General features: G+C 33.6%; 13 protein-coding genes. 3 read left to right on the top strand and 10 right to left on the bottom strand.

Annotated elements, in window-relative coordinates:
* Positions 1-720: T9SS type A sorting domain-containing protein (locus tag FUA22_RS18340; RefSeq protein ID WP_147770063.1), on the top strand; the 720-nt coding region annotated here is incomplete at its 5' end.
* 40 nt (positions 721-760) lie between these two features.
* On the opposite strand, the gene FUA22_RS18335 is transcribed toward FUA22_RS18340, so the two are convergent.
* The 4 genes from FUA22_RS18335 to gcvP all read right to left on the bottom strand — a co-directional run bounded on the left by FUA22_RS18335 (position 761) and on the right by gcvP (position 6,237).
* Positions 761-1,612 carry a glycosyltransferase family 2 protein gene (locus FUA22_RS18335; RefSeq protein WP_147770062.1) on the bottom strand — a complete coding sequence of 284 codons (852 nt, stop codon included), beginning with the start codon at positions 1,610-1,612 and terminating at the stop codon, positions 761-763.
* 72 nt (positions 1,613-1,684) lie between these two features.
* On the bottom strand, positions 1,685-2,212 hold the full coding sequence (locus FUA22_RS18330; protein ID WP_147770061.1) for a methyltransferase: 528 nt from the start codon (positions 2,210-2,212) through the stop codon (positions 1,685-1,687).
* An 11-nt stretch (positions 2,213-2,223) separates the two neighbouring features.
* The gene (locus FUA22_RS18325) at positions 2,224-3,282 is read right to left on the bottom strand and encodes a 3-oxoacyl-ACP synthase III family protein (protein ID WP_147770060.1); all 1,059 of its coding nucleotides are present in this window, start codon (positions 3,280-3,282) and stop codon (positions 2,224-2,226) included.
* 105 nt (positions 3,283-3,387) lie between these two features.
* On the bottom strand, positions 3,388-6,237 hold the full coding sequence (gene gcvP / locus FUA22_RS18320) for an aminomethyl-transferring glycine dehydrogenase (protein ID WP_147770059.1): 2,850 nt from the start codon (positions 6,235-6,237) through the stop codon (positions 3,388-3,390).
* 120 nt (positions 6,238-6,357) lie between these two features.
* On the opposite strand from gcvP, the gene FUA22_RS18315 reads away from it, so the two are divergent.
* Complete coding sequence (locus tag FUA22_RS18315; protein WP_147770058.1) at positions 6,358-7,191, top strand: UbiA prenyltransferase family protein; 834 nt, start codon at positions 6,358-6,360, stop codon at positions 7,189-7,191.
* Here FUA22_RS18315 and FUA22_RS18310 read toward each other — a convergent pair.
* The 4 genes from FUA22_RS18310 to FUA22_RS18295 form a co-directional block, all read right to left on the bottom strand.
* Positions 7,188-7,451: a hypothetical protein gene (locus FUA22_RS18310; protein ID WP_147770057.1), complete on the bottom strand. Its 264-nt coding sequence runs from the start codon at positions 7,449-7,451 to the stop codon at positions 7,188-7,190. The two genes, FUA22_RS18315 and FUA22_RS18310, sit on opposite strands and share 4 nt — an antisense overlap.
* 2 nt (positions 7,452-7,453) lie before the next feature.
* Positions 7,454-8,005 carry a sigma-70 family RNA polymerase sigma factor gene (locus FUA22_RS18305; protein WP_147770056.1) on the bottom strand — a complete coding sequence of 184 codons (552 nt, stop codon included), beginning with the start codon at positions 8,003-8,005 and terminating at the stop codon, positions 7,454-7,456.
* 78 nt (positions 8,006-8,083) lie between these two features.
* Complete coding sequence (locus FUA22_RS18300; protein ID WP_147770055.1) at positions 8,084-8,776, bottom strand: DUF2071 domain-containing protein; 693 nt, start codon at positions 8,774-8,776, stop codon at positions 8,084-8,086.
* A gap of 51 nt (positions 8,777-8,827) precedes the next feature.
* Positions 8,828-9,331 carry a GbsR/MarR family transcriptional regulator gene (locus FUA22_RS18295; RefSeq protein ID WP_147770054.1) on the bottom strand — a complete coding sequence of 168 codons (504 nt, stop codon included), beginning with the start codon at positions 9,329-9,331 and terminating at the stop codon, positions 8,828-8,830.
* 349 nt (positions 9,332-9,680) lie between these two features.
* Between FUA22_RS18295 and FUA22_RS18290 the strand changes: the two genes are divergently transcribed.
* Positions 9,681-10,613 carry an aldo/keto reductase gene (locus tag FUA22_RS18290; RefSeq protein WP_147770053.1) on the top strand — a complete coding sequence of 311 codons (933 nt, stop codon included), beginning with the start codon at positions 9,681-9,683 and terminating at the stop codon, positions 10,611-10,613.
* A gap of 5 nt (positions 10,614-10,618) precedes the next feature.
* Here the strand turns inward: FUA22_RS18290 and FUA22_RS18285 are convergent, their stop codons facing one another.
* Positions 10,619-12,661 carry a M3 family metallopeptidase gene (locus FUA22_RS18285; protein WP_147770052.1) on the bottom strand — a complete coding sequence of 681 codons (2,043 nt, stop codon included), beginning with the start codon at positions 12,659-12,661 and terminating at the stop codon, positions 10,619-10,621.
* A 152-nt stretch (positions 12,662-12,813) separates the two neighbouring features.
* Positions 12,814-13,296, bottom strand: a complete 483-nt coding sequence (gene purE, locus FUA22_RS18280; RefSeq protein WP_147770051.1) for a 5-(carboxyamino)imidazole ribonucleotide mutase — start codon at positions 13,294-13,296, stop codon at positions 12,814-12,816.
* Position 13,297: the final 1 nt, after the last annotated feature.

Below are 13,297 nucleotides of genomic sequence, written 5' to 3'. Positions count from 1 at the left end.
CATCTTGGTTATGAGGATAATGTAAGTTTTGATGGTGTAACCAATGCAAATCAACTAAGCGGGTGCTATGTTTTGTCTAATGCCATTACAGTAAATAGAACAGCTATTAATGGAGGAAGTATTACTGGAGGCACAGATAACAGTTTTAGTTTTACTGTAGGTGATGAAACGGCTGATAAAATTGCAGCAGACGCTATTACTTTAACAGGCAATGTTGGGACAAATTCTAAATGGTTAGTTACTGATGAGGATGGAACAAAAATCTTAGGAGTACATGATAATTATACAGATCCAGATTTTGATGGTGCAGCAGCAGGAACTTGTAAACTATGGCATTTAAGTTATGAAGATGGCATAGAAGGTCTTACAGTTCCAGATGAAGGAGATCATTTAGTTTCAGGTTTAACTGGAGCTTGTTTTGATTTATCTAATCCAATAACCATTGTTAGAACGGCAAGCACTTCTGGTAAAATTGCATTATATCCAAATCCTTCTAAGGGAAGTGTGACAGTTAAGTTAATTAATTTTTCAGCTGATAATGTAAATATAAGCTTGTTCAATTTGAACAATTCTATGATTTATAATGAAGACATAACATTTAGAACAGTGTTCAAAAAGCAAAGTTTGGATGTAAGTGATTATGATAGTGGAATTTACTTTGTAAAAGTTACTAACCTTGATTCAGGTGCGGTAGCAATTAAACAACTGGTGATTGATTAAATTAATTAGACTTTATATAAAAAGGCTTTAAACTAGTAGTTTAAAGCCTTTTTCTTTGAATCATTCCTTTCCAGCGTAATTGTCTGATGAACTTACCTTGTTCTTCGGTTATCAATTGTTGGGGTTTTTCCTTTTTCGCCTTAAAATAACCACCTAAATAATCTATGAATAATTGTAAACTTCCTTTTTTGAAAGCCAATTTCATGGCCGATATCAAAGTGATGATGAAACCATAACGCATTTTGTACATAGCTTCACCTTGTAAATACTTTGAGGCTTTGTTGTAGCTTATACCCGTTGGTTTAAGGTGTTTTATGTGTAGGAGCTCATCAGTTAAAATCTCCCAATTATAATATTTAGCAAGAAGTTCATCAACAGTGTCCCAACCCATGGATGATTTTAACTTACCAATTTCTAAAAAACATTGTTTTCTATAGGCTTTTAGAGCACCTCTAATGTGATCTTTTCTAGTGAGATTTTCAAGAATCCATTCTCCGTTTTTTTCAATATAACAAAACCCAGAAGCCATTCCTAAGCGTTCATTCTGTTGAAAATGACTTGCTAATTGATGTAAGTAGTTGTCTTGAAAAATTAAGTCGGCATCAAACTTACAAATGACATCGTAATGCTCATCTAAAGTTTCAAACCCTTTGTAAAATGCATTAATAATTTTAGCTCCAGGTAGGTGCTGATTTGACGATTTTGAATTGACCAGTTTTACAAAATCATATTTAAAAGAATAACCTTCAACTACATCAGATGTTTTGTCGGTAGAATTGTCATTTACAACAACAATTTTCTTTGGTTTTAAAGTTTGATTGACCAAAGAATCTAAAGTTAATCCAATTGAATTTTCCTCGTTATGAGCTGGTATGACAATGTAGAAATTCACGATATAAATCTCAACATAAAAAAAACCTTATCCAAGTTTTTAGAATTATTTTAAGAGAGATCATAAAATTGTTTAGTTATTCACTCTTTCAGCATAGACAATATAATACCTTGGTATGAACCAACGTAAAATAGGGCGGATTCCAATTTTTTTTGTCGGATTAGTCCATTTTTGGTGGTCAATTATTTTCCAACCAGTTTTTTCTAATAACCAATCAAACTGCCAGTCTTCAAATTCATGATAGTGTCTATCCCACTTATCAGTTTTACTTCTATAAGCAGGAGAAAACCATAGTTTTAAAGGGATGCTGGCTACCAACTTATCTGCTTTTATATTCTTTAAAACTGTGTAAGGAGATAATAAATGTTCAAATATTTCGAAAGCAGTAACAACTTTGGCATCTGATTTTATCAGGTTACTCAAGTCTTCATCTAAATCTTCTCCCTTTGTGTTTTTAACAGAATATCCATGTTCAACCATAATTTTAGAAAAAGGATTTTCAACACCAAGGTCTAAAATGTTTTCTGAACTGGAAATGTGTTTTTTTAAGAATAAAATTGTGTGCTTAAAGCGTTTATTAGGAAAGCTTTTTTCGTACATTAAGGATAGGGCTAATATTTATAAACAATAGCGTTAATATGCATTCCGGCTCCAACGCTGGCGAAAATAACCACGTCTCCTTTAGTCAAGTTATGGTTCTCCATTTTGTTGTTTTTTACCAAATCAAGTAAAGTTGGTACTGTTGCTACTGAGCTGTTTCCTAAGGTTTGAATACTCATAGGCATTATATGTTCAGGAATTTCAGTTCTATAAAGTCTGTAAAAACGTTTTAAAATGGCTTCATCCATTTTTTCATTGGCCTGATGGATAAAAATCTTCTTAAGGTCTTTTATATCTACACCACTATTATCCAAACAGGTTTTCATTGCCTTTGGAACATTCACTAAAGCAAATTCATAGATTTTACGACCATCCATTTTGATGTATCGCGTATCTCTGCATAATTCTTGATTATTGGAGTTTCCAAAGTAGAGATAATAAGCCTCATCATAAGTGTAACTAGCTGTCTCATGAGCTAAAATTCCACCTTCTTCCTCAGTTGCTTCTATAATGGTTGCACCGGCACCATCAGAAAAAATCATAGAATCTCTATCATGTTTATCAACAACTCGGGAGAGTGTTTCTGTACCTATAACTAAACAACGTTTGGCCATTCCTGATTGTATAAAAGCCTTGGCTTGAATTACACCTTCAACCCAACCTGGGCAACCAAATAGTAAATCGTAGGCAACACATTTGGGGTTTATTATGCGCAAACTGTGCTTTATTCTTGTTGCAATAGATGGTAACATGTCACTTTGAATACTGTTACTTTTTACATCACCAAAATTTTGTGCAACTATGATATAGTCTAAAGTTTCAGGATCAATTCCTGCATCTTCGATGGCTTTTTCGGCAGCAAAGAACCCTAAATCAGAAGAATTGTGATGGTCTTTTGCATAACGACGTTCAGCAATTCCTGTAATAGCCTTAAATTTTTCTAATATAACCTCGTTTGGAGCATTAATTGAAGAACCGTCAGTATTTAAAAATTCATGATTGTGAAAGCTCTCATTCTTTTCAATGGTATCAGGTATATAGCTTCCCGTTCCGGTTATTTTAATATTCATAGAATATGTTTTGCTATTAATTTTTTACTTAAAAAGCTAATATAAGCGCTATATCCAAATTATTGAATTCACCGTTAAAATTATTACGATGTTCAACACCGTAATTTAAGCCTCTACATAATCTTCTATTGGCGCACAAGAGCATACCAAATTTCTATCTCCATAGGCATCATCAACACGTCTTACACTAGGCCAGAATTTATTATCTCTAATATATTCTAACGGGAACGCAGCTTTTTCTCTTGAATAGGGGAAATCCCATGTGTCCGCTGTTATCATATCCATGGTGTGAGGTGCATTTTTCAAAACGTTATTTGAATCTTCTTTTATAACACTATCAATTTCTGCTTTAATAGAAATCATGGCGTCACAAAATCTATCTAATTCTTCTTTGCTTTCACTTTCGGTAGGTTCAATCATTAAAGTTCCTGCCACAGGGAAAGACACCGTAGGTGCATGAAAACCATAATCCATTAAACGCTTTGCAATATCAGTTACTTCAACACCATTTGCTTTAAAAGGTCGGCAATCTACAATCATTTCATGTGCTGCTCTACCACGTTCACCAGAGTATAATGTATTAAAATGACCATCTAATCTATGCTTAATATAATTGGCATTTAAAATTGCCACTTTAGTAGATTCTGTTAAGCCCTCGGCTCCTAACATTTTAATATAACCGTAGGATATTAAACAAGCTAAAGCAGAACCAAAAGGAGCGGCAGAAATAGCAGTAATAGCTTTATTTCCACCAGTTTTGAGTACTGGATTTCCTGGTAGGAAAGGCGCTAATTGTTTGGCAACACAAATAGGGCCAACACCTGGTCCACCTCCACCGTGCGGAATTGCAAAGGTTTTGTGTAGGTTTAGGTGACAAACATCTGCACCAATATTTCCAGGGTTTGTTAAACCAACTTGAGCATTCATGTTGGCGCCGTCCATATAAACTTGACCACCATTATCATGAATAATCTGAGTAATTTCTTTAATGGCAGATTCATATACACCATGTGTTGAGGGATATGTTACCATTAGAGCTGATAAATTGTCTTTGTGCTTAATAGCCTTTTCGCGTAAATCGTCAACGTCAATATTACCCTCGTCTGTAGATTTGGTAACAACTACTTTCATGCCCGCCATAACAGCACTTGCTGGATTTGTTCCATGAGCAGAAGAAGGAATCAAGCAAATGTTTCGATGACCCTCACCACGTGATTCATGATAAGCTTTAATGACCATTAAACCAGCAAACTCACCTTGGGCTCCAGAGTTTGGTTGTAAAGATGTTGCTGCAAAACCTGTGATTTCTGTTAACTGATTTTCTAACTCTTTTAACACTCTTCTGTATCCTTTTGCTTGTTTTTTAGGAGCAAAGGGGTGAATATTACCCCATTTAAACCAACTTAAAGGTAACATTTCGGATGCTGCATTTAACTTCATAGTGCAAGAACCTAATGAAATCATAGAATGATTAAGCGATAAATCCTTACGCTCTAAAGATTTTATATAGCGCATCAATTGAGTTTCTGAATGATGTTTATTAAATACATCAAGCGTTAAAAAAGTTGACTTTCTTTGAATAGATGATTCTATATTATTTACTTGTTCTACATCCGCAATAATAATTGTGTCTTTATCAGCAGCTTCAGCAAAAACGGATATTAGATAATTTATGTCTCTGATTGAAGTAGCTTCATTTATGGAAATAGTCACCGTATTTTTATCCGGATAATATAGATTAACCTTTTTCTCTCTTGCTACTTCTTTAATCTTTTTAGCATCTGTTTTAATTTGAAGCGTATCAAAGAATGATGAGTTTACCTGGTTATAGCCTAAAGTCTGAATAGCTTCAGCTAATTTCGATGCCTTGTTGTGTACATTGTTAGCTATGAATTTTAAGCCTTTAGGACCATGAAAAACAGCGTACATTCCTGCCATAACGGCTAGCAATACTTGTGCTGTACAGATGTTAGATGTAGCTCTATCTCTTTTAATATGCTGCTCTCTGGTTTGAAGAGCCATACGAAGTGCTCTGTTTCCATTGGTGTCTTTTGTAACTCCAATAATTCGACCAGGAATATCTCTTTTATAGGCTTCTTTCGTTGCAAAATATGCGGCGTGAGGTCCGCCATAACCCATTGGGATTCCAAAACGTTGCGTAGTTCCCACAACAACATCGGCACCAAAATTACCAGGCGCTTCAAGTTTAACAAGACTTAAAATATCTGCGGCTACAGCTACCTTAATATTAGTTTCTTTCCCCTTTTCTATGAACGATTTTATATCTGTAATTTGACCATCTTTTCCAGGATACTGTAAAATAGCTCCGAAGAATTCTGGAGAAAAATCAAATGATTCTTCTTTTCCTATAACTAATTCAATACCAATTGGAGTTGCTCTAGTTTGCAATAGCGAAAGCGTTTGAGGTAATATATTTTCAGAAACAAAAAACTTATTTATACCAGCTTTTTTCTGAGCGCGTTCACGAACAGCAAACAATAAGCTCATAGCCTCGGCAGCAGCTGTACTTTCATCTAGTAATGATGCATTGGCAATTTCCATTCCGGTAAGTTCTATCACCATCGTTTGGAAATTTAGAAGAGCTTCCAATCTCCCCTGTGCTATTTCAGCTTGGTAAGGAGTGTAAGCTGTATACCAACCCGGATTCTCTAATATATTACGTTGTATAACAGCAGGCATTACTGTTGGGTGATATCCTAAACCAATATAGGTTTTGTAAGCTTTATTAGTTTTAGAAACATCATGAATATGCAATAAATATTCATGCTCTGTCATTGGTTCATCTAAATTCAACCCATCCTTTAGACGAATTTCATCAGGAATGGTTTCATAAATTAACTGTTCAAAAGACTCTAGACCAAGAGCGTTTAACATTTTCTTTTGGTCATCTTCATTTGGACCAATATGACGCAGAGCAAAAGCGTTTGTATTCATTCAATTACAATTTGTTATACAATCCGCAAAAATACGTAATATTTAATGTTGTTAATTGCATTAATTGGAAAGTTTTTAACCGTTTGATGACGTTATTAACAGTTTCTTTATTTTTGTTTAATGGGCATAGTTAAACAGGTATTTAATTTCTACATTAATAGTAGTATTCATGTTGCTTTGGCAGTATGTTCTTTAACATGGATAACCCTTATTGAATTTCAAGTTCCGATAGATAAAACCCTATTGTTTTTTGTTTTTTTTGCATCTGTAACCGGATATAATTTTGTGAAGTATTTTGGAATTGCAAAATTTCACCATAGACGGTTGGCAAGCTGGTTAAAAACCATTCAAGTTTTTTCGTTCTTCTGTTTTTTATGTCTGGTGTTTTATGCATTGAAATTGCCAATGAAGACTTTGTTGTATATGGTTTTATTTGGAATGCTTACTTTTTTTTACGCGATACCTTTTTTACCAAAACGTTTTTTTGTTGATAAGCAACAGAACTTAAGAAGCATTGGTGGTCTAAAAATTTATTTAATAGCTTTAGTATGGAGTGGTGTAACCGTTTTTATTCCCTTAATTAATAACGAGTTTCAATTAAATACAGATGCTTTTATAACAGGTGTTCAGCGTTACATGTATGTTATTGTTTTAATGTTGCCCTTTGAAATTAGAGATTTGCGGTTTGATAGTTTAAAACTCTCTACTGTTCCACAAAAAATTGGGGTTATAAATACTAAAGCGGTAGGAGTCATTTTATTACTCGGTTTATTTACATTGGAATTATTTAAAGACGAATTAAACTTAGTTCAAGTTTTAGCTTTAGGAGTAATTCTTCTCTGCACACTATCATTAGTTGTTTTGGCTACAAAAAAGCAGGGGAAGTATTATAGTTCTTTTTGGGTAGAAGGGTTGCCTGTTTTATGGCTAATAATTTTGAAAATAATGATTTAGGAAGCTTGTTCTTCAATAGCTCTGTCAAGTTCTTTTTTCATATTTTTTTTGCAATTTGGGTCTAAACATTCAACTTTAGACTGCTTTATTTTCTTAGTAAGCTTACCGTTGTTATTAGAATACTCTCTGCAAACCTTGCAATAAATTAAATGTAAATTCAGTTTTATTTTTTCCCATAACGTTGATTCCTTGTACTGTGTCTTATCGCATACATGATTTGCTTCTTCACACGGAATCATTATCCTAAACTTCTTACTCATAATTAAAACCAATTTTCTTTTAAGCAACTTGCCATAGCTGTACGCGCTCTATGAATAATTACCCAAAGGTTAGACGCTGTAATATTTAGTTCATTACAAATAACTTCGGTTTCAAAACCTTGTATTGTTTTCATTTTAAAAACCTCGGCTTGTTTTTCTGGGAGTTTACTTAAACAGTTGTAAATGGCATCCCCTAATTCGCTGTTCTGCATTTGGTCTTCTGCAGTTTTATCAAATGGGTCTGCAACTCGCTCTTCTAGCCAATCGCCTTCAGTTTCATCGTCTTTATAATTAATTCTAACTTCAGCTTTACCTTTATTAGAATTAATTTTCCGATAGTGGTCAATAATTTTTCTTTTTAAAATTGATATAAGCCATGTACGTTCACTGGCTTCTCCTTTAAAATTTTTCATTGACTTTAAGCCCGCCAAAAAAGTATCTTGAACCAAATCTTGAGCAATCTCTCTATCACTAACACGCGTTATAGTGTAGTTGTATAGGTAATCAGAATATAAATCGATCCATTTATTTGGATTAATTTGATGGTTGGGCATTGTCTAGCAATTGTTTTAATACTACCAAAAATAAGATAAATAAATGAATATTCTGTATAGCTTGATTGATATTAAAAATTACTGAGGAACACCTCTTTGAATACTAACTTGAGAACCATTTATTAAATAGGTTGAGAGATGCTTTAAGTTCTTAAAATTTGTTGGAAGAAGTTGTAATAAACGGTTATCAAGAACTGATTTACTTAATTGATATGTTTTCCAAGGTTTATGGTAGATGTTATATCTAACTGTTTTATTTTTTTTATTCTTAATAAAGGCAATGTATCTATCAACAACAAAATGTTTTAGGGTATTTTTTTTGAGGTCCTTGGTGCTATAACTAGCTTCAGCTTTAATAGCGGCATCTCGGAAATTATAGCTTAGTTTTAAACTATCTTCTTTTATTTGTTTTTTTAAACCGATATCTTTAAAAAAATAAGGCTCGTTATATAATGTGTTGCCTACTAGGGCTATTAAATGCTTTGGTGCAAATTCTTTTATAAAAACAACTCCTCTAGAGCCATCTGTTTTTGATTTTGCATAAAAACGAAAATTTATTTGTCCAAAGTGTTGATGAAATGGCACTTTAATACCAAAGAATTTTACTTTGGAAAAGGTGAAAGCAACTAGGCTAATTAATGCTTTTCCATTATATAGATCTATTGCTGTATCTTTTGGCAAGTAAGGTTCAAGGACTGACTTTTCAACTTCAAAAGTAGACATGATTAGGTCTCTCCATTCACATGTCATAAATATTCTTTTTTGATTCATTTTTATTATTTTTAAACTTTCAGAAAATATTGAAAGATGTATTTAAATTTTTTATTTTATCAGTTTTAGTAAAGATTTTGTTACCCAGTTTTGCTCTTGACTTACTAGTTTGTTAATCATACTATCAGCTGTTTCTGTTAAGTCATGGAGGGCTTTTGTTTGTTTAATAAGTTCTTTAGTTTTTGCCGTACCATCATTTTTAATAGAACTTACCTCTTTTAAGGTTTTAATAACTGGTTTTATTTCACGTCGGCTTCGTTCTTTAGCAATATGTCTCGCCAATTCTTCCACATCTTTTTCCGTAGTGAAGAATTCTCTACGTTCACCTGGAACCAATTCTTTAGTAACAATACCCCAATCCATGAGCTGGCGTAAATTCATACTTGTATTGCCTCTAGAGATTTTAAGTTCCTTCATAATGTCCTCCATCGAAAGCGGTTTCGTAGAAATAAATAACAGTGCTTGTATCTGTGCCATGGCTTTATTTATACCCCACATAGAACCCAAACTCCCCCAAGTACTAATAAACTTTTCCTTTGCTTCTTCGTAATTCATATAACAAAGATATAATTAATTTCTAAACTTTCAATAATTATTGAAAGTTTATTATTTACTTAGAGCTTAAAACCTTAAATTTCATTGCAGTTACTTTAGTTTCTATAACCCTTTTGTGTGCTGATTGTCATTTCGAACATAGTAAGAAATCTCATTATGCTGTCAAAATTATGAGATTCCTCTTCGTACCTCATTCGGAACGACAAAGTGCTTATAACAAGAATTTCATTCTTTAATTAAAACTGTAGATTTCCAATCCATAGTGGTTTATTTGATTTGAAGAATGACATGATTAATATACTTTAGACTTTAATAGTGAGGCTAAAATTATTTTCATTAATTTTAGAATGTGATTAATAAGGAATATAATAGGAGAGATGTTTTAAAACTATCTGGACTTGCCGGATTGGGAATGGCGTTGTCTCCGTTACTGTCTTCATTTAATTTTAAAGATGAAATTTTGTTAAGAAAAATACCGTCTTTTAATCAAAGTTTGCCGGTTATAGGTTTGGGCACATGGCAAACTTTTGATGTTGGAAGTTCTATGGCAGAAAAGACTCGCTTAACAGAGGTTTTGGAAGAAATGAATACCTTAAAAGGAACTGTTATCGATTCATCTCCAATGTATGGGACTTCAGAATCTGTAGTTGGTGATTTAACTCAAGAATCAGATTTTAAGGATGATTTCTTTTACGCCACTAAGGTATGGACCAAAGGCAAAGACGAAGGAATTGGTCAAATGCAGAATTCATTCAAACGAATGAAACGAGAGCAAATGGATTTAATGCAAATTCATAATCTAGTTGATTGGAAAATTCATGTAAAAACACTGCGCGATTGGAAAGAGCAAGGTAAAATTAAATATTGGGGCATCACGCATTACACCGATGATTCTCATGCTCAATTGGAACAAGTAATTAAAGCTGAAAAACCCGATTTTGTACAGTTCAATTACTCAATTTTATCACGTCATGCAGAAAAGTCATTATTTGAAACGGTTGATAAATACAATACAGCTACCCTAATTAACAGACCTTTTGAAACTGGTAGATTGTTTAGAGCTACCAAAGGAAAAGAAATTCCAACTTGGGCTAAAGACTACAATATCAATAGTTGGGGACAGTTTTTCTTAAAGTTTATTTTATCTAATGAATTGGTGACCTGTATCATTCCCGGGACTTCCAAACCGCACCATATGATTGATAATATGATGGCTGGTTATGGTAAAATGCCTGATCAAAAGGGTAGAGAGAAAATGTATAACTATATTAAATCGTTGTAAAAGAATTACTTTTCAATTAACCCTGCACGTTTTAATAGTGCTTCAGGTTTTGGTTCTTGCCCTCTAAAACGTTTATAAAGTGTCATTGGGTTTTCTGTTCCACCTTGAGATAGAACATGGTCTTTAAATTTCGTGGCAACTTCTTTACTAAAAATCCCTTCTTCTTTAAAGTATTCAAAAGCATCAGCATCCAAAACTTCAGCCCATTTATAGCTGTAATAACCGGAAGAATATCCACCTTGAAAAATATGGGCAAAAGCTGTACTCATACAGTTTTCCTGAACTTCAGGGTAAAGCGTGGTGTTCACAAAGGTTTCCGATTCATGTTCTTTTACAGAATTAATTGTTTCAGGTGATGCTCCACCGTGCCAACTCATGTCTAGTAAACCAAAACTCAGTTGGCGCAAGGTTTGCATGCCTTCGTGAAAAGTAGCCGATTCTTTAATCTTCTCAACTAAATCCATGGGGATGAGTTCACCAGTTTCATAGTGCTTAGCAAACAATTCTAAGGCCTCTTTTTCGTAGCACCAATTTTCCATTACCTGACTTGGTAATTCCACAAAATCCCAATATACACTGGTCCCCGATAAACTTGGGTAAGTAGTATTTGCTAACATACCATGAAGTGCGTGCCCAAATTCGTGGAATAACGTAGTTACTTCGTTAAACGTTAAAAGAGATGGTTTGCTTTTTGTAGGCTTGGTAAAGTTGCAAACTATAGAAACGTGAGGTCTTGAGTTATATCCATCTTTGATATACTGTGGTTTAAATGAAGTCATCCAAGCACCGTTTCTTTTGCCTGCTCTCGGGAAAAAATCGGCATAAAAAATAGAAACTAAATTGCCATTATTATCTGTTACTTTATAGGTAAGCACATCTTCATGATATTTATCAATGTCATGAATTTCTTCAAAGTTTAAATCGAATAATTTATTGGCAACAATAAAAGCACCATCAATTACATTTTCTAATTTGAAATATGGTTTTAATAGTTCATCATCTAAACTAAACAGTTTTTGCTTTAGCTTTTCGGCGTAGTAAGCGCCATCCCATTTTTGGAGTTGATCCAAACCATCTAGTTCTTCAGCAAATTCATTTAGGTTTTTAAACTCTCGTTCTGCAGCTGGTTTAGCTTTTTCTAATAATTCATTTAAAAAGCTTTGAACTTTTTCTGGCGTTTCAGCCATACGCTCTTCTAAAACAAAATGTGCATGGGTTTTATACCCTAAAAGATTTGCGCGTTCATGCCTTAGTTTTACAATGTCTAGAACGATTTTTTGATTGTCTAACGCGTCATTTTTAAAACCTTTACTACCGGCAGCCAAAGACAATTTTTCACGTAACTCTCTTTTATCAGCATAAGTTACAAAGGGAATATAACTTGGGTAATCCAAAGTAAATAACCAACCTTCTTTCTGTTTAGATTCGGCTAGTTGTTTGGCAGCTTCTTTGGCTCCGTCTGGCAAACCGGATAAGTCAGATTCATCCGTTATAAGCATTTCAAACTTATTAGTTTCCGCTAATATGTTTTCTCCGAACTTAAGTTTTAACTGACTCAGCTTTTTGTCAATTTCACGGAGTGTTTCTTTCTTGTCTTCGGGTAGATTAGCCCCATTTCTTGAGAAGCTTTTGTATTTTTTATCAAGTAAGGTTTGCTGTTCGATAGTTAAGTCTAATTCGTTTTTAGATTTGTAAACGGATTTAACACGTTCAAATAAATCTTCATTTAAAGTAATGTCATTACTAAACTCTGACAATAAAGGTGAAACTTCTTGAGCTATTTTCTGAATAGAATCATTAGTTTCTGCAGAATTTAAATTGAAAAATATACTTGAAATTCTATCTAATTGTTCACCTGAATAATCTAAAGCTTCAATTGTGTTTTCAAAAGTAGGTGAGTCAGAATTATTGATAATTGCATCAATTTCTGCCTTTGCATCTTTGATACCCTGCTTAAAAGCTGGTAAAAAATGGGAATGCTTTATTTTTGAAAAAGGAGCTGTGGTATAAGGTGTTTCAAAAGTATTTAGTAATATGTTTTGTGACATTTTTGTAGGAAATATGTTAAAATCCAGAATTTACTATGCGTACATAATAAATTTTTTATATTTTAGCTAGTGAAAAATTTTAAGAGTGACTAACTCAGAAAAGATTATATGTTTATAGCTAGAAAGCCTCGAGTGTATTCTCGGGGCTTTTTTTATTGTAAATCTTTGGCAGATTCGTTTACCTTAATCTTAAGACCTTCTTTATAAGCAACAATTTTATCGAGCACACAAGAATCATTAGATCCGATGATTTGAGCTGCTAAAATTCCTGCATTTTTTGCGCCATTTAAGGCAACCGTGGCAACAGGTACTCCTCCAGGCATTTGCAAAATTGATAATACAGAATCCCAACCATCAATAGAGTTACTACTTTTAACGGGAACACCAATTACAGGAAGTGGTGACAATGAGGCAATCATACCCGGTAAATGAGCTGCTCCACCTGCACCAGCTATAACTACGGCAAAACCTCTGGTGTGGGCATTTTTACCATAATCGAATAATTTTTCTGGAGTACGGTGTGCCGAAACAATATCAACTTCAACCTCAATATCAAATCCTTTTAAGATGTCTATAGCATCTTGCATAACAGGAAGGTCACTTTTACTTCCCATAATTACGCCTACTTTATTCATA

The organism is Seonamhaeicola maritimus (genome assembly GCF_008056315.1).
In the GTDB taxonomy this organism is placed as follows: Bacteria; Bacteroidota; Bacteroidia; order Flavobacteriales; family Flavobacteriaceae; genus Seonamhaeicola; species Seonamhaeicola maritimus.
The sequence above is the reverse complement of the archived record's forward strand: the minus strand, read 5'-3'. Positions and strand labels throughout refer to the sequence as shown.